General features: G+C 42.2%; 36 protein-coding genes and 1 pseudogene. 13 read left to right on the top strand and 24 right to left on the bottom strand.

Translation table 11 applies throughout. The annotated features are described in order from the left end of the window. Positions 1-13: 13 nt before the first annotated feature. The 8 genes and pseudogenes from mobL to G400_RS0109010 all read right to left on the bottom strand — a co-directional run bounded on the left by mobL (position 14) and on the right by G400_RS0109010 (position 5,365). Positions 14-2,227, bottom strand: coding sequence for a relaxase MobL (gene mobL / locus G400_RS0109040; RefSeq protein WP_017262375.1), 2,214 nt, complete (start codon positions 2,225-2,227; stop codon positions 14-16). Beyond that, positions 2,211-2,678: a helix-turn-helix domain-containing protein gene (locus G400_RS0109035; RefSeq protein WP_017262374.1), complete on the bottom strand. Its 468-nt coding sequence runs from the start codon at positions 2,676-2,678 to the stop codon at positions 2,211-2,213. Before G400_RS0109035 ends, mobL begins: the two co-directional genes overlap by 17 nt. A gap of 3 nt (positions 2,679-2,681) precedes the next feature. Continuing rightward, positions 2,682-3,236, bottom strand: a complete 555-nt coding sequence (locus tag G400_RS0109030) for a hypothetical protein (protein WP_017262373.1) — start codon at positions 3,234-3,236, stop codon at positions 2,682-2,684. Between the two features lie 6 nt (positions 3,237-3,242). Beyond that, positions 3,243-3,803, bottom strand: a pseudogene (locus tag G400_RS14900) (DNA/RNA non-specific endonuclease); the annotation flags it as partial. A gap of 54 nt (positions 3,804-3,857) precedes the next feature. After that, positions 3,858-4,049, bottom strand: a complete 192-nt coding sequence (locus tag G400_RS16460; protein WP_017262371.1) for a hypothetical protein — start codon at positions 4,047-4,049, stop codon at positions 3,858-3,860. Continuing rightward, complete coding sequence (locus G400_RS0109020) at positions 4,042-4,320, bottom strand: hypothetical protein (protein WP_017262370.1); 279 nt, start codon at positions 4,318-4,320, stop codon at positions 4,042-4,044. The genes G400_RS16460 and G400_RS0109020 overlap by 8 nt, the downstream gene beginning before the upstream one ends. A 32-nt stretch (positions 4,321-4,352) precedes the next feature. Beyond that, positions 4,353-4,877, bottom strand: coding sequence for a hypothetical protein (locus G400_RS0109015; RefSeq protein WP_017262369.1), 525 nt, complete (start codon positions 4,875-4,877; stop codon positions 4,353-4,355). A 71-nt stretch (positions 4,878-4,948) separates the two neighbouring features. Continuing rightward, on the bottom strand, positions 4,949-5,365 hold the full coding sequence (locus tag G400_RS0109010) for a hypothetical protein (protein ID WP_017262368.1): 417 nt from the start codon (positions 5,363-5,365) through the stop codon (positions 4,949-4,951). Between the two features lie 391 nt (positions 5,366-5,756). On the opposite strand from G400_RS0109010, the gene G400_RS0109005 reads away from it, so the two are divergent. Both G400_RS0109005 and G400_RS0109000 read left to right on the top strand, forming a co-directional pair. After that, positions 5,757-5,975: a hypothetical protein gene (locus G400_RS0109005; protein WP_017262367.1), complete on the top strand. Its 219-nt coding sequence runs from the start codon at positions 5,757-5,759 to the stop codon at positions 5,973-5,975. A 48-nt stretch (positions 5,976-6,023) separates the two neighbouring features. After that, a complete protein-coding gene (locus G400_RS0109000; protein ID WP_017262366.1) occupies positions 6,024-6,677 on the top strand; it encodes a hypothetical protein in 654 nt (217 codons plus the stop codon). A 21-nt stretch (positions 6,678-6,698) separates the two neighbouring features. Here G400_RS0109000 and G400_RS0108995 read toward each other — a convergent pair whose 3' ends face one another. From G400_RS0108995 to G400_RS14895, 12 genes are all read right to left on the bottom strand, one after another. After that, positions 6,699-7,031, bottom strand: a complete 333-nt coding sequence (locus G400_RS0108995; RefSeq protein WP_017262365.1) for a hypothetical protein — start codon at positions 7,029-7,031, stop codon at positions 6,699-6,701. Between the two features lie 80 nt (positions 7,032-7,111). Further along, entirely contained in the window at positions 7,112-7,384 is a 273-nt protein-coding gene (locus G400_RS0108990) for a hypothetical protein (RefSeq protein ID WP_017262364.1), read from the bottom strand. Between the two features lie 61 nt (positions 7,385-7,445). Next, entirely contained in the window at positions 7,446-8,432 is a 987-nt protein-coding gene (locus G400_RS0108985) for a hypothetical protein (protein WP_017262363.1), read from the bottom strand. After that, positions 8,425-8,886 carry a thioredoxin family protein gene (locus G400_RS0108980; RefSeq protein ID WP_017262362.1) on the bottom strand — a complete coding sequence of 154 codons (462 nt, stop codon included), beginning with the start codon at positions 8,884-8,886 and terminating at the stop codon, positions 8,425-8,427. Before G400_RS0108980 ends, G400_RS0108985 begins: the two co-directional genes overlap by 8 nt. A gap of 13 nt (positions 8,887-8,899) precedes the next feature. Continuing rightward, complete coding sequence (locus G400_RS0108975) at positions 8,900-9,271, bottom strand: hypothetical protein (RefSeq protein WP_017262361.1); 372 nt, start codon at positions 9,269-9,271, stop codon at positions 8,900-8,902. A 40-nt stretch (positions 9,272-9,311) separates the two neighbouring features. Next, complete coding sequence (locus G400_RS0108970) at positions 9,312-9,560, bottom strand: hypothetical protein (RefSeq protein ID WP_017262360.1); 249 nt, start codon at positions 9,558-9,560, stop codon at positions 9,312-9,314. Positions 9,561-9,586: 26 nt separating this feature from the next. Beyond that, positions 9,587-9,946 (bottom strand): hypothetical protein, encoded by a 360-nt coding sequence (locus G400_RS0108965; RefSeq protein WP_017262359.1) that lies wholly within the window; start codon positions 9,944-9,946, stop codon positions 9,587-9,589. Positions 9,947-9,955: 9 nt separating this feature from the next. Then, positions 9,956-10,177 (bottom strand): hypothetical protein, encoded by a 222-nt coding sequence (locus tag G400_RS0108960; protein ID WP_017262358.1) that lies wholly within the window; start codon positions 10,175-10,177, stop codon positions 9,956-9,958. Continuing rightward, positions 10,177-10,623 (bottom strand): hypothetical protein, encoded by a 447-nt coding sequence (locus tag G400_RS0108955; RefSeq protein WP_017262357.1) that lies wholly within the window; start codon positions 10,621-10,623, stop codon positions 10,177-10,179. Before G400_RS0108955 ends, G400_RS0108960 begins: the two co-directional genes overlap by 1 nt. Then, positions 10,620-10,913, bottom strand: a complete 294-nt coding sequence (locus tag G400_RS0108950) for a hypothetical protein (protein WP_017262356.1) — start codon at positions 10,911-10,913, stop codon at positions 10,620-10,622. Before G400_RS0108950 ends, G400_RS0108955 begins: the two co-directional genes overlap by 4 nt. Further along, the gene (locus tag G400_RS0108945; protein ID WP_017262355.1) at positions 10,897-11,313 is read right to left on the bottom strand and encodes a hypothetical protein; all 417 of its coding nucleotides are present in this window, start codon (positions 11,311-11,313) and stop codon (positions 10,897-10,899) included. The genes G400_RS0108950 and G400_RS0108945 overlap by 17 nt, the downstream gene beginning before the upstream one ends. Positions 11,314-12,143: 830 nt before the next feature. Then, positions 12,144-13,655, bottom strand: a complete 1,512-nt coding sequence (locus tag G400_RS14895; protein ID WP_017262354.1) for a primase C-terminal domain-containing protein — start codon at positions 13,653-13,655, stop codon at positions 12,144-12,146. Positions 13,656-14,429: 774 nt separating this feature from the next. On the opposite strand from G400_RS14895, the gene prgP reads away from it, so the two are divergent. From prgP to G400_RS16660, 9 genes are all read left to right on the top strand, one after another. After that, a complete protein-coding gene (prgP, locus tag G400_RS0108935; RefSeq protein ID WP_017262353.1) occupies positions 14,430-15,329 on the top strand; it encodes a ParA superfamily DNA segregation protein PrgP in 900 nt (299 codons plus the stop codon). Further along, complete coding sequence (locus G400_RS0108930) at positions 15,316-15,627, top strand: hypothetical protein (protein ID WP_017262352.1); 312 nt, start codon at positions 15,316-15,318, stop codon at positions 15,625-15,627. The genes prgP and G400_RS0108930 overlap by 14 nt, the downstream gene beginning before the upstream one ends. A 375-nt stretch (positions 15,628-16,002) precedes the next feature. Further along, positions 16,003-17,124, top strand: coding sequence for a recombinase RecA (recA, locus tag G400_RS0108925; RefSeq protein WP_017262351.1), 1,122 nt, complete (start codon positions 16,003-16,005; stop codon positions 17,122-17,124). A gap of 50 nt (positions 17,125-17,174) precedes the next feature. Continuing rightward, complete coding sequence (locus G400_RS0108920; protein ID WP_017262350.1) at positions 17,175-17,390, top strand: hypothetical protein; 216 nt, start codon at positions 17,175-17,177, stop codon at positions 17,388-17,390. Positions 17,391-17,412: 22 nt separating this feature from the next. After that, a complete protein-coding gene (locus G400_RS0108915; protein WP_017262349.1) occupies positions 17,413-18,720 on the top strand; it encodes a Y-family DNA polymerase in 1,308 nt (435 codons plus the stop codon). Further along, positions 18,713-19,090 (top strand): hypothetical protein, encoded by a 378-nt coding sequence (locus tag G400_RS0108910; RefSeq protein WP_017262348.1) that lies wholly within the window; start codon positions 18,713-18,715, stop codon positions 19,088-19,090. Before G400_RS0108915 ends, G400_RS0108910 begins: the two co-directional genes overlap by 8 nt. Positions 19,091-19,226: 136 nt before the next feature. Next, positions 19,227-19,403, top strand: coding sequence for a hypothetical protein (locus G400_RS16310; protein ID WP_017262347.1), 177 nt, complete (start codon positions 19,227-19,229; stop codon positions 19,401-19,403). 483 nt (positions 19,404-19,886) lie between these two features. After that, entirely contained in the window at positions 19,887-20,327 is a 441-nt protein-coding gene (locus G400_RS16395; protein WP_162129505.1) for an OLD family protein, read from the top strand. Further along, positions 20,327-21,271, top strand: a complete 945-nt coding sequence (locus G400_RS16660; protein WP_338085480.1) for a DUF4435 domain-containing protein — start codon at positions 20,327-20,329, stop codon at positions 21,269-21,271. The genes G400_RS16395 and G400_RS16660 overlap by 1 nt, the downstream gene beginning before the upstream one ends. Positions 21,272-21,510: 239 nt before the next feature. Here the strand turns inward: G400_RS16660 and G400_RS0108885 are convergent, their stop codons facing one another. Both G400_RS0108885 and G400_RS0108880 read right to left on the bottom strand, forming a co-directional pair. Continuing rightward, complete coding sequence (locus G400_RS0108885) at positions 21,511-21,816, bottom strand: hypothetical protein (protein ID WP_017262345.1); 306 nt, start codon at positions 21,814-21,816, stop codon at positions 21,511-21,513. A 24-nt stretch (positions 21,817-21,840) separates the two neighbouring features. Further along, positions 21,841-22,623 (bottom strand): Fic family protein, encoded by a 783-nt coding sequence (locus tag G400_RS0108880; RefSeq protein ID WP_017262344.1) that lies wholly within the window; start codon positions 22,621-22,623, stop codon positions 21,841-21,843. A 304-nt stretch (positions 22,624-22,927) separates the two neighbouring features. On the opposite strand from G400_RS0108880, the gene G400_RS0108875 reads away from it, so the two are divergent. Together G400_RS0108875 and G400_RS0108870 are read left to right on the top strand one after the other, a co-directional pair. After that, the gene (locus G400_RS0108875; protein WP_017262343.1) at positions 22,928-23,200 is read left to right on the top strand and encodes a hypothetical protein; all 273 of its coding nucleotides are present in this window, start codon (positions 22,928-22,930) and stop codon (positions 23,198-23,200) included. Beyond that, positions 23,172-23,819, top strand: a complete 648-nt coding sequence (locus G400_RS0108870; RefSeq protein ID WP_017262342.1) for a recombinase family protein — start codon at positions 23,172-23,174, stop codon at positions 23,817-23,819. The genes G400_RS0108875 and G400_RS0108870 overlap by 29 nt, the downstream gene beginning before the upstream one ends. A gap of 64 nt (positions 23,820-23,883) precedes the next feature. On the opposite strand, the gene G400_RS0108865 is transcribed toward G400_RS0108870, so the two are convergent. After that, on the bottom strand, positions 23,884-24,225 hold the full coding sequence (locus tag G400_RS0108865) for a hypothetical protein (RefSeq protein ID WP_017262341.1): 342 nt from the start codon (positions 24,223-24,225) through the stop codon (positions 23,884-23,886). A gap of 53 nt (positions 24,226-24,278) precedes the next feature. Continuing rightward, positions 24,279-24,587, bottom strand: coding sequence for a hypothetical protein (locus tag G400_RS0108860; RefSeq protein WP_027827220.1), 309 nt, complete (start codon positions 24,585-24,587; stop codon positions 24,279-24,281). Between the last annotated feature and the right edge of the window lie 143 nt (positions 24,588-24,730).

Genomic DNA, 24,730 nt, shown 5'->3' with positions numbered 1-24,730 from the left:
GTTGAACACTCCTTTACCGTTCAAAGCCTGTTTCAATTGCCAATGCTTCACGTCGATCATCTCGATCAATGTCATCGCCACTATCCAAATGATCGTTCATAGCCTGCAATTGTTTACGACAACTACCCTTAAGCTCACCAGCTAGGCCTTTAAATATGGCATGTTGGGCTTGATTGAAAGGCATTTGCTCACGGACATCCAGCGTTTTCTGCTGATCAACTTTCTTCTCATCAGACTCTTTTCGAGCTTGTGGGCCGTGACGGTTCAGATAATCAACATGCTTTATTTGCTGGAACAGATGATTGTTTTCGGCACGTAACTGCTGTTTTTTTTGAATCGTTGTTCCTGGTTGATCAATTCGCTGATTATTTAAAAAGACTTGGCTCTTAGTTTGCAATAATTCTTGATCTCGAACCAATTGTTGTCTGACACTGGACAAATCATCGGCCGAATAATATGCATTCAAACCAGGATCATCAGGAAAGTCACGTAACCACTGCTGTTCTTGTTTTAATGATCCACTGCGTGCACTGACAAGCTCTGGTGATGCATTGGACACCTGCAATACTCCAATTGGCGTCTGAGAGCGTTTCAACGCAGCCAATTCTTGGCTCTCGGCTTTTGTGCGCTTAAAACGCGGCTTCTTCTGCAAATTTACATATCGTAATTCTTGATTTAACCGGTTAGTCAATCGCTGTTGTAATTCATGATCACCTTCAGATGATTGTAAACGTGCTAACCGCGCTTCTATTGAAAAGCGTTGCTGTTCAAGATTCATCAGTCGCAAATGGTTCTTACGCAGTCCAAGTTCCAGCTTTAAACTGGCCGATTGATTACCTGGTTGCTGATCCTTAATCAATGCCTTTAATTCATCAATCCGCTGACTGTTAGTAAAAAAGTCGTCGTTCTCAACTTGCTGCGTCAGCTTAGATTTGGCCCCTTTTTGGTCATAGTTAGAGACGGTTCTAAAGACTTCATTCAGTAAGCGGTCATGAACCCGTTGCATTTGCCGATTTTTTGACGCTACATCAATCTGCCCATAGGCTGATTGTCGCTGTGCTAATTGGCGGTTAAGCGTCTGCGTCAGTTGTTGATTCAAGCCCTTCAGGTCATGCTCTAACAACTCATTAATTATGTCATCACCAATTTGGTGTGCTTCAGCAAAATCCTTTCGATGATTACTCGCACGCCATTTGCGTTTATCCGAATAATCTGGCAATACCAGCACTAACCGTTCCAGTTGTTGTTCAAGCTCTGTGTTTGGTTGCTGCAGGTCAGTTTTCATCGTAGACACCAAGTTTTTGCGCAACAAATTAATCCGGTCCTCAATCTCAATTTCCTGATCTCGATTATTGGCCAACTGTCGATGCACTTCACGTTTAAATATGTCAAACGAGCGTTTTGAGAAGGTTCCTTTTGGTTGCCCATCTTTCGTCAGCAACCTGGTATTGCGCTCTTGAGCAATAGCTAAATGAACATGTACATGATGTGTGTTCAAATGGATGTCCCCGAACCAGAAACTATCCTGCTGCAAATTTTCTTGGATCAGCATGTCTGGCATCGCTTTTTGAATAGCAGCCTTGAGTCGCCGTTGATCAACATGACCGTTTGTTGCATTGCGAACACCAATCCGTTTAAGAAAGTCATTGTCAAAACTGACAACACCTTGCCACATAATCGTGCCGTTTTTCTCACCGCGAGCAAGTCTCTGTCGCAACTGTTGTTCTTGATCACGCGTGATATTGAAATCATCCTGATCAAATGTTGGTAATCTCACCTGTCCAGCATGGGTGACTGAGTTTAATTCTTGATTGAAGCGAATTTCCTGTTGAGTTAAACGATAAGATTGCCCTTGATCCAGCTCACCTTGCTGTTTCAAAAGCTTTCGGCGCTGCGTAATCAGTAAATGTAATTGTTCCTGCAGCCGCATAGCCTGCTGTTGCTGCTTTTCTGGCAACTGATGAATTAAATCTTTTAATGTGTCCTGGCTGACGTCATCTTCTAGCGTTGTCGCAGGATTACGATCCATGTAGCCAATGTATCCAGCCCGAACAGCTTCAGAGTCTTCTTGGACATTTGGTCCCAATTCATAGTTAAGGTTGTAATCTGCCTTCATATCGACAGCGTTGTCACGCTCCATGTAATTCAAGAAGTTGGCTGAAGCCGCGTGAAACTGTTGTGTGTAGATTACATCCGGTCCATGTTGACTTTTATTTGCGTTTCGCATGATTATCAAGTCCTAACGTAATTTTTAAGTCAGCTACTTTATCACGTGGCATATTAATCACGAAATCTGACTTAATCATTTCGCCATCCTTGAAGGGCCGTAAATCATGTCTAACCGTACTGGCATTGATCCCCAACAATTCAGCAATTTCTCGATACCTTAAACCATAATTACGGTAAACGGTCGTTAACAGTCGCAGCCCTTCTTTTTGCCCATGACCTCGCCAGGCACGTCGTAACGGGACTGGTTCATCAGGAGAATTATTTTCAGACAAGCCCGCCCGAATACCCAGTAACAACGTTCGATTACGATCGACGCGATCCTGGTTCGTCTGATATTTATCAAAATCGACGTCTTCGAAATGGTTAAGGCGCCGCTCTGTGCCGACCATACGAAACCATTCTTCGTCTGCCTCAAGTTCGTGCAATTGGTGGATCATATCAATATCCATTTATTACCCCTCATACTTTCTGCGTCGTTGTTGCTGTTTCAATAAAGCGTTGCGATTGGCATCTTCACGCACGACATGATGTAAATTTTTGTGGATCGCAAATTCAGTCGTGTCTTTGTCATACATACTTTCAATTTTTAAAAAGTTATCAGGGTCAGCACGCGTCAAAGTAACATTTGTCGCCATGGTTAGGTAATAATTTTCAGTAATTCTATCCATGATGGCCGTTAATCGACTGTCTAAGTGATCGCGAAGATCATCACCATCGATCCCTGAAATTGCCTTAGATTTGGCCACTGCATATCGTTGATTAGCCCGCTTGGGTGTCGCCAAAAAGATCTCGCCAAACGTTGCCAAAACGAAATTAAACAGTCCACTGTCAGAGAGCTTGCCGTTGTTAACATCAGTCCCCTGACTTCTGGCCCAGTCCTTTAATTGCGCAAACAATAAATCATTTTGCTTCGATAACAACACAGTGATACGACTCTCACTATTTTGAAGGCTATCTTCATGTTGCGTCGTTGGCAGCTTATTCTGCCGTTCAACTTGATTACTCATATTGCATCACTTTCCTTTGAAGTTCGGCGCATCAGCCGCCTGCGGAACCACCATCGCGTTATCAATCACGCTGCGACCCGTTAAATAATTGAACTTAACATTTGGCTGAACATTGAATAAAAAGACGTTATAGTTCAACGTGCCGTCTGTGGACGCAGCTTGCATATGAACCCCTGCGGCCATTGTGTTAATGCCTTTAAATACTGGTGTAACCTGATAGACCACTTGTTTATTTGCAATCAAGGCCTTTTGGACCTTCTGTTCATATGGCCATTGCAATTCTTGATTTGTAAAGGTCGTTTCTGTGAAAAGGTTCTTGGGATTGTCTTGATCACCACTCTGCAAGTTGGGATTGTACGAGCCATCAACCGCAATCCCTTTCGACAACGAGTACGCAATAATGTGCCCACGATTAACGACGTAGGTCCCTTTGACTCGTTTTTGGTGCCAGCCGGTTGGATTAACCGTCTGCTGTTGCCTTAATGCGTCATTCGTGACGTTGGCTTTGCATAAATATCCGGTGTTACCGGTACTGGTTCGACCCATATTATCCAACGCTGCATATTGAACACTGTTCGCATGCCAACTGTTTGGATCTAATGTCGCCTTGCCACCGTTAACCTAGATGACCGGGTTACTGCCTGGTTGATACACCAGATTAGCTAAATTATTTGGATCTGCATTTTGCGAAACTGGTTTGTTGACGGTCCCTAACTGCACATTTAGCGGCGGAAAATAGAAAAAACTTTTAAAGCCAAAAACAAGCGCAATACAAGCCAATATAGCAATTAACCAAATTCTCTTCTTACTCATCATTCCCTCCGCCATCAACCGTAATTGCTTCTAGCACAGCACTAGTCAGATCTACCATGTTTTCATTAACTCGATTGTTGCTAATCGTTAATTTATTAATTTGATCGCCGAAAAGGTGCAAATAAGCGCGGATGCTAGGGTCTTCGTTGCCATTAATTTCTCTTAATAAGATTGACGCAACGTAGGCACTTAAACTTGAATTGTTTTGACGAGCCTTGCTTTGTAACTGATTTTTCAATTCTGCCGATATTCGCACACTAATCGTCTCCATAGATGTCTCCTAGTTGGCTTCGCACTTTAGTTTTAGAAATCAATCTTGCCGCCACCAGGGTAATTTAAAGGCGTCAGCAAAATAACACGATAAATAATTTTTGATTTTTGACGGTACCACTTTCGTGGCTCGAATGAAGTCCAAAAGTTCCATTTTGTTGACGCTCGATACGGGATTAGCTCAATCGTTGGATGTTTGACAGTAGAGGACTGTCTCACAGCAAACGATTGCGATGTTGTTGTTAAATCTGAAAACGAGAACCCGTGCTCCTCTGTACTGTCCATTCTCAGTTTTCTTACGTATCCTGAGTGATCGCGATAGGTCACGACATCCTGATGATCATCAGTAAGCCCGTCGTCTTCAGCAACATCCCGTTTAGTCGCTATGGCCCCGTAATAGATTTTGGGACGTGAAGTCTTTACAACATTAATTTGATCACTGTCGGGAGTATCAACTGCAATTTTCTGACTCACAATGCCGCTAGTAACAGTCAGTGCCACCAGCAAAACAACTTCCAAACAAAATCCAAGCAGAAGTGGCAACCAATGATCTGTCACTATCGATCGCACAACTCCTACAGCAAAGCAGCAAAAACCGAGAATAAGAAAAATACTGGCTAGGCTCATTTTTATGCCTCACTTTCCTTGCTGATGCATTTCGGAAAAGCCAGCCCGGCGATTGAGGGCCGCCCGTCCGGCACCCGAGGACCGGCTGCAATGCCGCCATTGCTCGCCACACGACCGCAGCGCGCAGCAATCTGCTGTAAAGCTGCTGGCACTTGCATAACGGTTATCACGACACCATCCAGTGACACAATGAACAACGCATTATCGTAAACAATCCCTTCAGCCCCTGTTGGAGAACTTAAACTCAACTGACGCAGTACCCACTTTTTAAGTAAGCTGGACAATTCGGAAAATCTTAGACCACGTTCCCACATGTTCGTTGCCAATCGTTTTTGCGCCCGTTTATGTAAACCGAGACGCTGTTGAATACGCATTGAAGCATGACGACTAATTCGAATGGACTCAAAATAAACAGTCAAACTACCACCCCATTTTCAAAATCAGAGAAACCTGATCGACCAAGCTTGGCCGATACTTTACTCATTTGAGTAAAGTGAAGAAAGAGCATAAGGGAAAACGATGCACGCTTCGCGTTGCACCCAGCAGTGCTGGGGTTTTTCGGTGATGAACAAATCTTTCTCGTGCGCATGTTATGCACACTATTCAACACACCTTTTACCCACACAACCTCACACCTTTTGCACACTCGGAATATCCCATAAAAGTCAAAAATCTCCTAGCTTCAGACCCACTTAAGACAAAAAAATAATCATCACATCTCGGAAAATGTGGTGATTAGGTGATTTTAGACAGAGTCCATATACTGAATTTGAAACATCAAGTTTCAAACTAAAACAGGGGGAACTTATTATGACCAAAAAAGCTTACAGTGAACAATTAGAAGAAATAAAGACCGCTGATGAAATATGGACCGCAATTCAAATCCATCAGATAGACGATCCAAAGGCCTTTCACTGTTCAGATCCAGAGTGTCATGTCAAACTAACATACTATGCTTGGTCGTCTCCAAAAGTATCACATCGCTTTACTTTGCAGGATGAAAGTCCAGAAGGACATCACATCCTTTGATGTACGGCCGTCGGAAAGATCACCCAGAAGCGGCAAGCAAAGCAGGCCGTGGATTACGTAAATCATGCCGTTGCAGATCAAACTGCAATCGTGTTCAGCAACCGTCCGACAACTGCCGTCTCTAAGGTTCAAAAGTCAAATACTAACGACCAATCCACAGACACGACTGAAACCAAGCAATCCAAAGCTAATCAGGACAAGCCTATAAGACACACCAAAGTTCATGTCAATGAATTGAATACTATCGTAGATCTCTTTAACAATTCGACATTTGATAATAATAAACTCTATCCTTTTAACTTTAACTTTGATGCCAATTCGCCCTTCGCAAGACGTTCGTTGCCAAACATGCACGGGACCGCTAGTCTAAACACTTTGTTTTGGAATCTGGCACAAAAGCCAGCAAAGAAAGAAGATTTTCATATCTATTACGGTCCGGCTCATTTGGCTAAGCCCAAATGGGGTACCGACGAACAACAGAAATCAGTTGTTCAGGTCATATTTGAAAATCACCCTAAATTAACCCTCTACACCCAAAAGTCAAAACTATCACGGGTCTTATACGGAGAAAATATTCAGCCATTGATCGACAAGCACACGCCCTTAATCGCGTATTTTGAAGGTACTTTCAATGATAAGTGGAAAGGCGTCAGCTTGACTCTAGCCATGTACAGAAGTCTCTTCTTACAAAAGGAAAACTAAATAGCTAAAACCGATGGCCAATTAATGAAAATATTTAATCTCTAATTTTGTAGCTTCAGACCAGGGCTTTTTATTGAAAAACTTGGACTCTCCACGCCAGTCAAGATAAAATTCAATGAACATCGAGCCTGTATTTAAAACATCCTGCCAGCCTTCAGGATCATCGTCTGAATACCAGCCAACATCGCCTAATGCGTCAAACGCTGATATGATTGAATTTACCAGAATATCATCCAACAGCAACTGATTCCTAACCCGATGCTTTTCATATTTAAGTCGATATTTCAAATCCAGATCATTACCTACAATGTCAAAATATTCTCGTGCAACTTGATCTAACTGTGCCTCATTCATGGCAATCATCCTTTCTCACAAAAGTGCTCAGAAACAAAAGGCACGGACACTCGAATTAGTAAGTGTTCGTGCCTCTTTAACTACATAAAAATTGAAATCAACGACAAAATGGATACAGGAATCATCATCAAAAGAGCAATCCAATCCATTCTTTCAGCTAACTTGAAATCAACCATTTCAGTCACATTATTTTGGTGTTGTTTAACCTCATGCTTTGCAATTTTAAGATCTAAATCGGCAACCTGAAAATCTACAATAAGCAGTATCACAAACAAATAGGTTGTTGATTGATTAACGACCTTAGTGAACATAACAATGAAGCCAATACTTAGACCAATACCAGCTAGGTTCAAAAGGGCGCTGTGTCGTCATTTCTGCCGTATCCCATCACTCAATCGCAAAGTGCACCTCCGTTTATTTAACCGTGCTGGCACTAACATCAGAACCAAACTTATATTTGCCTGACCGCACATCATCAATTTGTTTCTCATACAACTTGATCTGATGACGTGACGTCTTTTGTGTCTTCTGCGCATCTTTAATGCTGCCTTTTTGCGTTTTAATATCCGCCCCTGGATCATAACTAGCTGCCGTGCTGCTGTCACTGACCTGGTATTGGCTATCTTGGGCTGCTGAGTCCTCTTCATGACGATCTGCAATAATTTGGTTTTTATAAACCGCAATCAGTTTGTCCTGTTGTTTAATCGACTTTCTTTCGCCGACAATGGACTTTTTCAGAGAATCAACCGCATAATCCGTACGACTTCGTGCTTGCAACTTGTTGTCGATAAAGCCCTTACGTTCATTGATAACAAACGTCGCCTTCGAAGAAGCTACAGCAGGTTTATAGCTCGAAGAACTGCTCGATTCTGCACCGCTCGACTGTGAAGAAGCCTGTTGTTGCAACGCTTGAATATTTGGTTGTTTACTCGTGACAATAATTTGAATCCCTTGGTACCCAGGCTTTAAATGCTTCAGTACCAAAATAAAGTTGTTGGCCAACGGTAGCAATTCATAACGTACGTCTTGTGGCACCATCGTGGACACTTTAAAGTGAATAAACTCTGGATCAACAACTTGGGCAGTGGTGCCACTCAGTGACATACTAATAACCATGAATTGTTGATTCTGATTATACTGTCGAGATTGTAGCGTAATATTGGCAGCCCCATTTTGCCCACCCACTTGCTGAGCTGTGCCGAGGGCACTGTCTGGAAAACGAGTGATTTTTGGCACCATACGCGTGTTAATTACTAATCCAATCATGATGCCAAGAATAATCGCTGGTAATAAAAATTTCCGTAACCGGAAGTGATCTTCCAACCACTGATGAACCCGCCGCAGCCACGCCTGATACCGATGAACGCCTTTGGTGCAGATGTCAATGAATTGTTTAAACATGCAACCACCCCGCTGCAATCACCGTAGGTCGTATCCCAAAGATTTTTTTAATCTTTTTGCGATCGGTGCCTGAATACATGCGCACCGGTCTTCCGTGATCACGCCATAGGATTTGTGGCTGGCCTTGCTTCAAGATCATAAATGTTGGCGTATGTCTAACCCCGAAACGTTTAAAATACTGCTGGTCATCTTTAGACGTAGCTTCGACAAACACCGTCTTTTGGGAAAAAGCACCCATCTTAACTAGTGTCTGAACCGACCGACAATCTGGACAACCATGTCTTTTAAACACCACAACCGTTGCTTTGTCTGTTCCTTGGACGACTCGGCCAATTGCTGACGGCGAAGAGGTTTTCATCTCTTGCGTAACAAAATTAAAACTGACAGCACTGAAACCAAGCATCAGCAGAAGTCCCACAAATACTACTAACGTCTTCTTTTGATATTTAGTCATGTCCCTTCCCCCCTTAATGACCAGACTCAGGATTGAGCGTATATAGTGCCGGGTCAATCGCGATCCCAGAAGGTCGTATGACCGTTAAGTTGCGTCCGGAAATCACTTTATGAGCCGGATAAAAGTCCAGGCTTAAACCAGCCGTTAAATCATCACGTAACTTGCGATAGTTTTTGTTATGTCGAAGGTCGGACCAATTTAAACTGAGATTTTGCTTGCACCATTCACTCGGTAGATAACCCTCTTTAAGTGCCCACGTGATCGCGACATCTTCAGCAGGGCTAACAATAACCGGTTCATCAGCAAGCGCGTCATACTTGAACGAAACCACATAACACAGTTTGTTCAAACTATGGGCAGGCGTTTTATTTTTTGCTTTAAACATCTAATCCCTCCGTTAAAACAATTTACGCACTGACATCACATCATTTGATTGCTGCCGGATCCGCTGGTTCTGGACTCGCACCACCTAAATAATGGTTTTCTAATTCATTCAGTTCCATAGCCGTGACCGTTGCCAAGATCCCCTGATGCTCAAGCGATGTTTTCTGTGCGAGGGCAATCGTATAATCGTAAGTGGCCAAATATAGGTACAGCTGTGCACCATGTGGTGAACGGCTCGTATCACCACTCACAATAAAAATCGTCCGTTCTTTAATTGCATCTGCTAACATAATTTGCCTTTCTGGGTTTCAACCCATTATCGATATGGAATCGTGTCTTCCGTGGTGGTGCCATTTGTAAACCAACTGCCAGTCTGAGTAGACCGAATCATTAAAAACTGTTGGTGATTAGAGGTCCGTTCATATTGGACATAAACACATTGTGTCCCGTCACTTTGCTTAGCTCTTGACACGTTGTTAATACGAGCATCAGTCGGCAAATTATATTCGGCCGTTGGCGACGACTCAGGTCGACCTGTCGACCAAAGATCAGAACTGACATTGGAAATAGCTACAAAAATCAACATGACCATCACTGCTGCCAGCAAACCCGATATAATTAACGTTCGTGTGCGCCCTGGCAAATAGCGCCGTAAATTTAAAGTCTTTACCTGCATAGTCTCTCCCTAAAATCCCAGACGCGGCCAGTGCAGCGTGGGCAAAACCGCAAAAATCACGACCAGAATCAACAAAACTACGATGATTACTAGTGCAACATTGGCTGCCCATTTCATAAACACACGCTCACGTGGAAAGTCGGCTAATTTGCCTTGAATCTGTTTCTGCTTTTCATGTTGCACATAGGCGGTTCGACTAATCTCATAAATTGGTCGCTGTTTAATGATCATCACGCGTCACCCGTTACCTGCTTATTAGTCTTGTCACGACTAGATCGTCGTGAATGCTGATCTAGATGTTCCTCAGCCGTTTTCAACAGGCTCAGTTCCATTTGTTCATCCGACAAGGCCTTAACAAATTCAAACACCTGCAACGCCGGACCATTGATCTGTGAAATAACACAGTCAATATACGGTAAACGATTCGGATCAATGGGTGCTTGCCCTTTGGCATTGATGCGCTGCGATTGACTGACGATCGCATACACACACACCACGCATAATTGACCAGTTTCATCAGGAGCCACCGCTAAGACGCCAGCACCTTCAGTCCAGCGCCGCATCTCTTTTTCTTCAACAGAAAAAATCGACTTGAGCACTGTCGGAACCCGCCAATAAATACGATGATCCCGATCGATAATGCCCGACTGACCCATCTTGAATCCATAGGCGATCATGATGCGGCCCCCTTATTACCGTGATACAGCCCTTGACGCGCGAGCGTCTCTCTTACAGCCGGTCGGCTCTGTGCAGTCATTCTCGCAACGGCACGAATACTGTGTGTCTCAAACCAGCAAAAACGGACATAATTCGAATCGCGTGCTAGCCTGTTTGGCGAACCAAGCCAAATTTGCCGACCAAGCCGCTTGATAGCGTTACATTCAGAGCAATGTTCATCGTCGTGCTCGGAATCAAAAAATTCAGGGTGGTCACGCAATAAACGTTGTAAATCACTGATTGATGGCATGTTGTCCAGTCCCCTTTGCTGCTTCTCGCTCCAAATACACGTACTGCTCGTCAGCTTTCCAATCATGGCCAAAATCTGGTGAAAAATACACTGTCCCAATGACTGGTTTTAAATACCGCAAAACTCGCGTTATATTTTGCTCAAATAACGATGATGCGGACTGACTCAGCCCAATCGCCGGCGACTCACGCAAATAAGTTTTAAACGTGATTCTCGCCCACTCTCGTGATCCACGAGCATGATCAAGGACGGTTACTTTAAACATCACTGACCCCCGGCGAAAATAACCGACACGAGCCCGATACTGCCAAAACCGCTCACCAGCATCCTGATCATCAACCGTCTTCACGAACCCAAACTCATGCAACCGAACCGCTGGAATATATGCTTTAACGATCATAAAAATCCCCTACCCCTTCGAACCTGTTACGACTGCCCAGAATGATGACGGTAAAAACCGCCTTTGGCGACACATTCTGTCTTGCTGATCCTCAAACATGAAGGCACTAAAAAAGGGACTGCCAACGCTTTCACGTCAACAGTCCCGATGAACCACTGCATACACTCACACTCCAATTAACAGTTAACACACTCGGCAAAAGACATCTGGGGAATAGAAGCCAACACAAGCTCTGGGGGGAACTAGTCGCCTCATGTGTTGCTAATTCACAAACCACTGCATCAAAGTGTCCTCAAGGCCTATCTAAAAGCATTTCGGTGCACTACGACTAAGTGTAGAAAGTTAGTGAATTAACTGCTAAAATAGAAGTGCTGTTGCGTACAACAACAGCGATCAGGAGTGCTTTCATGAAAACGTAGTGAAGTACGTTTTCGTGTCAACCAAGCTCTGCAATTCTGGTAGTACCAGTACCCTTATTGCATCTTGGAGCACCCTTTTTTTAATGCCCTCGTGTACGAGGACCAACAATTAATTACGCAAAAATCGTAGCTCGTAAAAAATTATTAAGCAATCACCAAATTTTAATTCATCTCACAAACCATGCAGTTTAAAGCCTTGACTGCGTCACTCAATTATCATAAAAACATTTATGCAATGACGGTCAAAACCCCGAACCAACAAGGTTTACAACAAGAACATACGTTCGATAACCACATCTTTAATATACGCCCAGCATGCATAAAACGCAATCGTAAATTTTTAAACACGCGTGTCAACCAAGCAAACTTTCTAAGACATAAACCCGTTAATGGCAATTTAGAGCACAAATTTTACGAGGTTAAGATTGCCTCTGGCACATCAAATAAATCTACTGCTTCAGCAACGGGTTCAACAGCGTCCGGTTGGCGATACTTTTGAAGCTGGTCCTGGACATAGGCCCACCAGTCACTGGCGACCTTCAGACGCCGCGTCATGGCCGCTGTTAGAAGCATACTAATGGTTGCTAGTTCAGGCGCTTGTGAGCCTTTACCGGCCCGCATGATCAACTGTCCAGATTCACGTAGTTGCTTCAGAACTTTGTTCAGCGACCCAGCCGAGATCTTCAATGCATCACGAATAGCCCGTGTACTCAACTGTACGCGGGCTTTCCCCTGTCCTCTGGCATTAATGAATTTTAAAACGTCGACCGCCCATTCAGACACATGTGAATAAGACCGCTCATTACGTGGCTTGGCGAACTTATACCAGTTACGACGATCAACGGTTTTAGCTACTTCAGGCACGTCCCAGGCTTCTAGCAGCGCTTGGATATAATCCTTACGGGCACCAGCAAACTTACCGCTATAAGCGTCTCTGACCACTAGTTCAACGGCTCTTGCAGACAAAGGCAGCTCCAGACGTTCGTTAAATTCAATCAGTGAAACTAACGCAGCCTCTTCAGGGACGTTTGATGAATAGTTGGCCAACGCCAATGTAAACAATGTATTGTGCCGCCCAACATCCTGTCCACAGTCCGGACTAACGGCGGTACAATGAATTAAGCCCTGGTACCAGGACTGATCAATTTGTCGACGAGTAACCCGCCGAACACTATGTAAACCAATTTTGACCAGCTTGGCTTTTTGAGCTGCTTTCGTTTGTCGCATACTCCAGGACATCAAGTCATCAAAGGAATAGGTGCTGGTTGGATCAAACCAGATCGTATTCTGGTTAGTTGGCATACGAAATACACCTAACGCAGAGCAATGCAAATCAACGTTGGACAGGCTTTTTGATAGATACAATTTTAAATTATCAGCAATCTTCTCGGCCGTTGCGATCACAGGCATTGATCCGCTCTTACGCTTGGCCACAAACGCCGGCTCCTTGAGAACATAATAGATCTGATAACCACGATCAGTCTTCAGCATGAGCGTTGGGATCCCAGTGCCGCCTAACGTGTCCAAGACACTGGCATTATTAACATCTTCAGCATGCTTGTCACGTTCGTTATCGTCTTCAAAATCCACGTCCACCACGAACGTGTTGATCTGGCTGATATTAGTTTTGTCCATGCCACGTAAGCTGTCTCGGTCACCATTGTAACCAAGCCAGACATGTGTGTTCGGCGTCCAGTGAGTGAACTCAGATTGGTGTTGTTGCAAGGCTTCAAGTGACGTCATGACCAAGCCATGACCACGTTTAAGCTGGCCCTTTGACCGAAAAACGGCCACAGCACCCTTCTTATCGTTGGTTTCAGGAACCAGCGACACCACTTTCTTGCTATGTACTTGTTTGTAACGGTGCAGTGAATCATGCAAAATCAGCTCAACTGCGCCCCATGAATTGTCGTAGGAAGGCATAGTTTGCCCTTTCCGCGAGCAGAAAAATAGCCTGCTAAATAAACCTAGCAGGCTAAACTATTACGGAGTATACATAAAACCATTCTGTATCCTTAAACGTATTCGACAAATTATGATTGTTAATAGATTTGGTCGCCAAAACAAAGCTATTAACGATTGCTGTTGGATACTCCGAAAGTGCTCACTAAATTTTTTAATGATATTAAATTACAGTCAATGTACATCGCCATCAAAAAAAAGTAAAGAACAACTTCAGCTGAGAAATATAGTTCTCAGCAAATGAATTGACAGTTTATATCAATCGAATTACAATGACTATTGAAAAGTTTCGGACTATTCTTGTCGCCAAACTTGAAGACCGAAACGATAATTTAGCTGTTGGGTACTCTTAAGTGCTCATACACCGACTTCTAAGGAAGTCGGTTTTCTTTTTGCTCTTAAAACAATCAGTGATTTCTTTTACACCATGAGAATACAACTTTATATCCTTGTTGTAAACACCTTTTCACACAAGTATACTTTTGTTGAGATTAGTATACTTGTGTACTTATCCACTCGTATACTAATCGACTAATCCACTATTGTACTAAGACACTAATATACTTTTCCATTAGTATATTAGTGGAAAAGTATACTTTATAATGTGCTGATATTATGCCTTTTACATAAAAGTATACTTTTGCTATTTTATGTTGACAAAGGGTAGGGGAGTGTTAAACTCAAGTCATAGCAAAAGTACACAAGTATACTTGTGTACTTACGAGGAGGGATTTTATGACTTACGTAATTGCCCTAAGTAACCAAAAAGGTGGCGTTGGCAAAACGACCAACAATGTCATGTTCGCTATTACTGTAGCCAGCGTGTTCAAAAAGAAAGTTTTACATATAGATATGGACCTGCAAGCCAACAGCACATTCATGCTCGGTCTAACCTTTAACCGATCAGAATGGCCAGCATCGATTACTCGCTGTCTTGAAGATCGAGATCTCAGCGAAGGCATCGTTCACCTTACCGATAACCTGGATGCAATTGCCGGTGATAAAGACTTTCGTAATTGGAGCACCTGGTTGGCCGATCATGTTAAAGGTGTGCACAAACGGACTTTTTACTTCAAAGAACTTTTGGATAAAATCAAAGACCAATACGACTACGTTTTCATCGACACGCCACCGGCAACCGATATCAAAGTCGATAACATTATGGTGGCCACAAACTACGTTATCGTCGTCCAAGAAACAAAACGTTTCGCTTTTGAAGGATCTAAAGATCTTACCAGTACGTACCTGCAAACTTTGTATAATGACTTCCACGATGAAATCGATATCCAGGTAGCAGGTGTCCTGCTGGTCCTCTTGGACCGGAGTCATCCGGTAGAACAAAAGATCGTGGATAAAACGACGGAATACTTTGGTCAGCAATACATCTTTGATCAGATTATCAAAAATCATCAGCGTTTGGAAAACTACGGTGAATACGGTGTTCAGTTTGATGATTGGCATGACAATCGCATGTTCTCTATTTTCTCTGATCTTTTCTGTGAGTTAAAAGAACGGATTCATCTCTTTGAAACGACTGGTGATATTCCAGAAGATTATCAGTATTCTGCTCAATACATGCACGGAAATCGACTAACCAAGTTAGGAAAGGAGCTGGATCCACATGGCCTTGATTAAAAAAGATGCCGATGCCTTCAACGTTGATGTTGATAAACGAGTCAATACAGATCGCTTAGCTAATCAGAATACAACGCCCTCCCCTGCTAAGAAAGTCAACGAGTATTCAGCCTCCCAACGCAAGAGCTTGCGTGTTGATCCACCAGTTTATGAAACGCTGAAAACAATTGCTTACATTAAGGACATTAAAATGTACGAACTCGTTAATGAAGCAATTGAAGATTACAAGACTAATCAGATGTCAGCTCGCGAACGTGAGATTTTTGATACTATGCAGCGCACTAAAGATGCTAAGTAAATCAGTAAGGACGCCATCAGGTGTCCTTTTTAGTATACAAGTGGACAAGTATACTAATGTACTTGTCCACTTGTATACTAAATTCAAAATAGATAAACCAAAAATGCATTAATGGAAAAGTATACTAGTACACTTTTCCATTAATGCATTTTTGATAAACTTCAGCCAACTATGTTCTAACCGAATAGTTTTGAAGTCTATGTGGTTATATTTCGATTTAGTGGATTAGTATACTTTTCCACTTATCCATTAATCCACTAGTATACGAGTATATTAATGGACTTTATTTTTATATTTTTAGGGAACACAGGTTCTTAATTATGTGATATACTTTCGTTGTTCAAAACATATGTTCGTGTTTTAGGAGGAACAGCAATGGCAAAATCTAAGTCAGCAGTTCTGGAGCAGCCCGTGTTCATCAGTTTAGATGACGCAAAAGGGCGTGCAACTTCACTAGATAAAGCACTAACTAAAATCAAAAAAAGCTTTGGTGACACGGCCGTTATCAAAATGAGTGATAGTGCCAACTCAAACATTGAACGAAATAGTTCCGGTGTCCTATCAGTAGATCTGATAACTGGTGGCGGTTTCCCCAAGGGAAGGGTGGTCGAAATTTTTGGCCCCGAATCTTCAGGTAAAACGACTCTTGCCTTACATGCCGTAGCAGCCGTTCAAAAAGCTGGTGGCATGGTCGCCTACATTGATGCCGAGAATGCCTTGGACGTCTCATACGCCCGCAAACTAAACGTTAACGTAGATGATTTATTACTATCACAACCCGACAGCGGTGAACAAGGTTTGCAAATCACCGATGAACTTGTTGGCTCAGGCGCAATAAGTCTCATCGTTGTAGATTCAGTTGCTGCCCTAGTACCGCGAGCTGAAATTGAAGGTGAAATGGGCGATGCTCATGTTGGACTACAGGCCCGTCTTATGTCACAAGCACTACGTAAACTGGCCGGAACGTTGAACAAAACCAATACAACAATCATCTTCATTAATCAGATCCGTGAAAAAGTCGGTGTCATGTTTGGTAATCCAGAAACAACCCCCGGCGGACGAGCATTAAAGTTCTATTCAACTATTCGTCTGGATGTCCGTAAAGCCGAGCAATTAAAAGACTCATCTGATAAAGAACACCCCGTCTATGGCAACATGACAAAAATCAAAGTCGTTAAAAACAAAGTTTTCCCACCATTCAGAACTGCTGAAGTTCAAATGTTATATGGTGAAGGAATTTCTCGCACGGCTGATATTTTTCAACACGCCGTAGATCTCGACTACATTGAAAAATCAGGCGCTTGGTATTCATATGATCATGAGCACATTGGTCAAGGTGTTAAAAACGGTGTGGATTGGTTACGACAACACTCCGATATTGAACAGCAACTTTACGACCGCGTAATGGCACATTTTAATTTAGAACCCAATCCTGATAAGCCAGAAGCAGTGTCATCTAAGAAATCTAACGCACAAGTAAAAGTGCCCACCAAATAAATTCAACGTGTGCTCAGAATGCGTTTATGCCACGTCTTTTAGAGGATATTATGCAATTAACAACAACAGATCAACGCTGGTTAGCACAATTATTGTGTTGCCCACCAGGTGCACATTTTACAATGCAAAGCTTGCCACTTTTTCGTTATTATGCCGATCGCCCAGATCTTCAAACGAGACTGCAGTCTGATTTTGAAGACTGGATTGAGCATAGCGGACGCAAATACGTGGTCAAAACCTATGAAGATTACGCCCGCATTAATTAATTTGTAGGAAGGGGACTGTATTATGGACTACGACTATGACGTTGAACCGCACGGCGTATATTTTTTAGTGGATAATAAGTCCTTTTACTGCAGCGTAGAGGCTTCTCTACGTGGATACAACCCACTGACTGTCAACATGGTAGTCATGAGTGAACAAGAAAACACCAATGGCGGTCTAATCTTAGCAACTTCTCCTGAAGCAAAAAAACGATACGGGCTCAAAGCCAACGTATCTCGCCAACGTGATTTGCCCCAAGATGAAGCTTTGATTGTGGTGCCGCCGCGCATGAACCTATACATCAAACGTAACTTACAAATTAACGATATCTTCAGGCGTTTTGTTGCCGATGAAGATTTATGGCCATACTCAATCGATGAATCCATTCTTGATATGACTCATTCATGGCGGTTATTCGGAAAAACACCGCTAGATGTCGCCAAAAAAATCCAACGCACCGTGCACGAGGAACTAGGTTTATATGTAACTGTTGGAATTGGTGAAAACCCAGTTCAGGCTAAGATTGCCTTAGACGTGTACGCCAAGCATCAGCCCAGTCTAATCGGCATAATCAACTATCAAAATGTCCCTGACAAAATTTGGACTATTCAAAAATTAACCGATGTTTGGAGCATTGCTGATCGAACGGCTAAGCACCTTAACCGGCTTGGCATTCACAATATGTACGAGCTGGCACATTACAGTCCGTACAAACTAAAAGCTGAGCTGGGAGTTATTGGATCTCAGCTGTTTGCGTTATCCTGGGGTGTAGACCGAACGCAAGTCAGTAAACGTGTGCCGGTAAAGTCATCCAGCATTGGTAACTCACAAGTCCTACCACGTGATTACAGCAAGCAATATGAAATTGAAACTGTGATCAAAGAGATTGGTGAACAGGTCGCCGCACGTTTACGCAGTCATCACAAAACAACGGCCAGTCTATCACTAGGTATCGGCTTCTCCTACGCTGCCAGCGAAGCCACTGGTCGCGGCGGTTTCCATCAACAATTACGCATTGATCCGACTAATGACAATAAACCCATTGTAGCCGCTCTAATTAGCATGTTCCGTGAACAATGGCAGGGTGAAATCATTCGCAACGTCTCGGTGTACACAGCACGTTTGGCGCCTTCTAATGTGCAGCAACTAGACTTGTTCAAACAGCCTGAAGACCAGGTACGCAATGCTGACTTTGAACGCGTAGTGGATAAAGTACGTCAGAAGTTTGGCTTCACTTCACTTGTTTTCGCACGCAGCGCAATCAAGGGCGGCACTGCAATCAACCGTGCGTCACTGGTTGGTGGTCATAACGGAGGTAACGCTTATGAGTAATGAAGAACCCTATGACCCAGATTTAGTAAAGGAGTTCTTTCACCATGACTACGTCGATCGCGGCATGCTTAAATGGCAAGGCTACTATCTTAGTGATCACACAGCTCAACTGAACAAACAGGCAAAAAAAAGAGCTGAAGTCATTCAACCCAAAACAATTATGACACCGGCAGAGATTGGTCAAATATTGCAGTCTGCCTTCGCCAATAATTATGCTGTACGATTGCAGCTGTACAGTAACGCTAGTGATGGACACTTGCAACCAGATGTGGTTGGTCATATAGCAGGTTATTATGAAACGCAGATTATACTTAAAGATGGTCAAAAAATCGACCTGTTAAACATCAGAAATGTAAAAAGTAAGGATTGAATTGTCGAAAGCGCAATTCAATCCTTTTTAAGCCATTTGATACTTATCTCCCCATAACAACTGAGCAGTAACGGTTGTATACTTGAGAAAAATAGTATGTCGAGATATTAAACACTTAGAAATTAGGAGATTTATTATGGATAAAAAGGATCCGAAAGATCAAAAATACCAGCTATCACTAGCCCTTGAGCAGCTCAAAAATTCGGATGAAAAAATCAAAGCTTCTCTTACAAGCTCTGACCCCGAGGTAGACTACATATGTCTTCGCAATCTTCTTTCGAACATTAAAGCAATGGAAAAAAACTATAACTGAAGCCTTGAAATATCTCAATGGCATCGATATTCACAAAACATTAACGCGTACACTAAACAAATTAAATTCAGATCTTTACAATTATTGGCAGTTTATTTCTTCAGCCGTTGACTTTCTGGTAAACCCAAATGCACCCCGAGATCCCTATGCAACTGAGCAAATGAACAACAGACTGGGCGAAATAGATGCAACCACACAAAAAATATTATCAGCAATCGACGGTCTTAAATACGTTCAACTTTTGTCAGACACAAAAAAAACATACTCATTGCGGGACCAAATGGTGCTGGAAAAACAAGCTTTGCAAGCTTTTTGCACAACGCTTATGTAGAGTACGATAATGTTACCTTCGCACCGGCAGATCGTTTTCTTTACAACTATTCTGGATATGGTAACAGTTACAACTTACCTTCAGAAATATACAACACAAATACAGACCAGACCAAAAATTTGTACAAAATGTTTTCAGACCAGTCGAATGCAATGCGAAAAGCAAGTAAAGATAACTCTGAATCTTCCGCTTTGCTACAGTCCGTTTCGGCCATGGAAGCAGCATTTACCAATATGTTATCGTACGTATCGAATGCGAGCGATATTGTTGTCGTCGACACGCACCAGCGCTCACAAATTCAAAAACAGAGTTCTACCGACACGCCGCCCATCACACTTTTGGACAAACTAAATAATTTATGGAGTCAGTTTTTTCCTAACGTAACTATATGGTCCGATCCACTGAGCCAAAGTGTATATGTTGCTGATAAAAATCAAAACCACCGACGATCAGTAAATTCAATGAGTACCGGAGAACGTGCCGTTCTATACTTTTTGTGTTTGTCAGTCATTGTTCCAGATGGCTCCATTATTATTGTCGACGAGCCTGAAACAAATCTCAATCCGGCTTTTATAAACAGCTTTGGAAATTAATCACTGAATACCGATCGGATTGTCACTTCATCTTTATTTCACACAGTCAAGAATTCATTGACTCACAGTCTTCAGCAGAACTGCTCTGGTTACATGACAGTGATGCTTCTAAAAACGAATATAACTTAGAACCTGCGACTGATACAGGCCTGCCTAAAACCCTATTAGCACAGCTTGTCGGTTCACAAAAACCTGTTCTATTCTGTGAAGGAAAGCCTGACTCAGATGATCACAACGTTTACTCTTCATTGTATGGGAAAAACTATTTAGTAGTACCCATCGGAGATCACAACGATGTAATTAGATACACAAAAGCAGTCAATAAAGTAAAAGATTCTCGGCTCTTCAAGTTCTCTGCCCTTGGATTGATTGACGGAGACAGTCTCATTAACTTTACACCTGATGCAGGTATTTACGTGCTCCCTTATAACGAAATTGAAATGCTACTTGTTGACCCAGAAGTTCAGAAATCGGTGTATGTCGGTACACAAGCTAGTAAGGATGACAAAGACCTCCTTGAAAACCTTGTTACCACTGCAAATAGATCTATCATTCAGAAAGTTAAAGATAATAAAGCACTAATAGTAAACACTGCTATCAAGGACAATTTAGACGCACACTCAGCCACGCTTAGAGTTGTGCCGAAGCAAATGGCTGACAGCGAGTTTAAGTTTGAGGATTCAATCAAAGCAACTCAAGAAAACCTGATCAACTCAGCAAAAGAGTATCGTAAAAAAACCACTGAATATCTCGATCAGGCTATTCAGTCTGAAGATATAATGAAAGTGCTTAAAGTATGTAATCTCAAGCATCAAATCAGTGGCCAGTTGATGCAAACAATGGCTGAAGGAAACTATGTAAGCTTTGCTGAAACTCAAATAGCTGATAATGAAGATCTTCAAAAATACTTGAGAGAATATATTGGCTTGCCAGCTCAAAACTAGCAATACAATTAGTGTTTATAAAAAGGAACCGTCGTTTCAATCGACGATTCCTTTTTATTAGAGTATTGATTTACGTCTCGTAATTACCACCACACTAGTTTTGACCATTTCCAGTAATTCTTCAGAATCTGATCAATAACATCACCATTGAAAATCATCAAATCTGCCTCAGGATTGCATTTTGGCAAAAGTGCAATTGCTTCAGAAACTACGATAATTTGTGCTTTTTATTTTCGTTACTAAGACCCTTCTGACGCAGCATTCGTTGTGGAATAGCCATGCTGAAACATTAGTCCCTCGTAATATTGGGCCGTGTTGGCCAATCTGTAATTAAGGGTTCTCAATGCGGCAATCCTTTTTTCTTCAGTAGCAGCTGTTCCAAGTTTTTTTCTTGCCTCTTCAATTAAGGCATCATATTGATCAATCGTACTAGCGTAATCATCTGAAAAGTCACAGCTCTTCAGTTGCGTTAACAAGTCCCTACAACGCTTCTCTTGAAAACACTGGGTTTCCGACAATTCTGAAAGCAGTTTATTATTGCCCATTGTATTTCCTCTTTACTGGCAATACTATCTTCCACGCTCATGATTCAATGGCGGTTTACGAAACATCGGTTTCACAGTCGTTGTAGTTGTTGTAACTGAGCCAGCTTTTTCCTGATCGGTTAGTGGACGATGTAATTTGCGTTCACGATCCGTTGGTAACACACTAAGCATTCTATTTAACGCTTGCTCTTCAGCGGTGTCATCGTCGGCTTGATAATAACGCATCAGGTTAATCGTAAACTCGGCACGATCAAGATCATTGAAAGGCAAAACTAGATAATTGCCGTTTTCGAGAGTGCCATACGCTGCGTTGGCAGCGATTAATGCGGTACGTTTGTTGCCATCCTGAAATGGCTGCAGTTTCGCAATTTTGGCAAACGTGCGCCAAGCATCAGTCTCCGTGTGACTAGAATTTTGGTACTGATCGACTATTTTTTCAAGAGCCTGATGCGTAACAACCTCAGGTGGTAAATAGTGTGTTTGACCATTTTGTTCAACAGTTACCGCAATGCGGTCATCATCGTTGTAATAAGCATTACGCAAGTGACCAGGCATATCTGGTTCCTCATTTGAGGGTGACTTAAACTGCTTGTTGATTGCGATGATTCCATCTGCACTAAAACCTTCTTTTTGAATAGCTTTAATGCCATTCAATGCATCCGTAAAAATTGCTACATCAGAACCGTTCTGGTTAAGCGGTTGCGTACTGTTTCTATCTAAAGCAAGTTTAGTTTGTGCTACCGTACTGCCGTAATCATTCAGGCTACCCAGTGAGGTAATAAAACGTGCTAGTGCTGTATTGTCCATGCTTTCACCCCCATCACTTTCTCACTCAACTCAAAGTTTTTATTGTATTAATAATATCATCGTTCGCTATGTGCGCTAGCAAAAAAGACCGATTATCCTTAATCGTCATTTGCTAAGTGTAAAATTTACCGCACCTTTCAATAATTTTCTGGTTTTGAACATTCATACTTCTATGACCTTTTGTATCGACACTTTAGGGTGTACCCTAAAGTGCCAATAAAGAATACATCTAATTCTTTAATTTAGCAAGTATTGCGTTATAATTTGAAGTGGCACTTTAGGGTGGACTTTTAGGAGAATACAAATGAAAAAGAAAAAGGAACATCTGGATGAAGATTTTTCTGAATACTTTGATGAAGTATCACAAGAACTGACCATTATTGCCTTCATGCAGGATATCGGAAATTATGAGTGGTCTGACGAAGAAAAAAAATTCTACGTTTCAGATAAATCGTTACCATGTTTTACATATGATCAAGCGAAGGTGTTATACAAAACTTCAACGGAACATCAAAACAGCAATCTATTTAAGGACCTGTATTTATATAATGGCAAAAATCGGATACGCACGCGTTAGTTCCACAGATCAAAACCTAAGCAGGCAATATGCAGCATTAAAAAATGCCGGCGTTAGTAAAATATTCGCCGATAAACAATCTGGTAAAGATACCAATCGTCCAGAACTACAAAAACTACTAAAGTACATTCGTGACGACGACATTGTTTTTGTCATGTCATTAGATCGTCTTAGCCGTAATGCAAATGATATAACGAAGTTAATTCAATCAATAAAAGACACAGGGGCATCGTTTCAATCGCTCGATTTGCCCGATTTTTCCGCAATACCCGATAAGGGGCTACGTAACATGCTTACTGACGTTTTGCTGGCGGTCTTTAAGTTCCAAGCTGAGTCAGAACGTCAACATATACGTGAGCGGCAATCGCAAGGAATAAAGATTGCCAAACAGCGAGGAGTGTATAAAGGTAAACCGCGCCTTTATTCGCCAACTGCTAAGGACCCGCAGAAAAGATATATTTATCAGCAAATCTGTGACGAACTACAGTATTCTCAAGCAAGTGAAAGAAAAATCGCAGAAAAATTTGGTGTTAGTCGAAGCGTAGTAAAATATATCAAGTCGGATTTAAAAGAATTACAGCCGTCTCCATTGTTAAACAAAAAATTAAAAAGCCAATAAACTAGCTCAACAACTATAAAATTGTTGAGCTTTTTGTGTCTCACTAAAAGAGCGCAACCATTATTTACGATGTCAAAAAGTCATTACACATTTTTTGATAGTACCTCGCCACAGTTTGATCAACAGGCAAATCGCGTTCTACATGAAGAAGCCACATGAACGGTATTTTAGGAGCAGGCACGACTGTGTGATACAGCCTTCCGACCATTAAGGGAAATCGCTCCGAATATACAACTGCTTCCTTCATTTCAACGTGTGTCTTGGCCTGTAAAAACGTAAACCGCCCCAGTTCATGAAATTCTTCATTGGATACAGTCTCTTGGAATCCCTCAAAGTTATACATATCAGCAGTTTTCGCGAACTCCTGTTTATGCTTCCTGCATTTAGCTCTTAACATTGCTTGCATTTATAGACTCCCTTTCTGTTTTAAATAATTAGAAGTAAATCTATGTGCCAGCGCTATGAAGTGTAGACAATTGGTTCATCAGTGTAGTCATCAGTTTTCTCGATACGACATGTTCCTGGCTCGGCCATTAAGAGCACCATTGAAACAAACTTATCTTCTGCTTCAAAGTATCCGGGCCACATCGGTTCGCTGCTTTCAAAATGCCAACCCCGCGTTCGCGTATTCAGCTCGCTAACCGCCTCCCCATCACTGTCATGAGGAAAGCTCAAAAGTAGATCGTCTTTCAGCATTGGCTTAAGAAGTGGATAAAATTTAATAGCTCGGGTCAAAATAGACAAATCGATGGAATCTTCCAAATCCATTTCACAAAAGCTAAAGTCACTTATCGCTCCGTCAACATTGGTCAAGCCGGTTCTGGTGCAAAGTTGAAATTAAGCGTAGATCAAAGTGACTGTTTTTAGTGGTTGTAGCCTATGCCGCTAACAATTGGTCGACTTCTTGATAC

It is taken from the genome of Furfurilactobacillus rossiae DSM 15814 (genome assembly GCF_000428925.1).
GTDB classification, from domain to species: domain Bacteria; phylum Bacillota; class Bacilli; order Lactobacillales; family Lactobacillaceae; genus Furfurilactobacillus; species Furfurilactobacillus rossiae.
The sequence above is the reverse complement of the archived record's forward strand: the minus strand, read 5'-3'. Positions and strand labels throughout refer to the sequence as shown.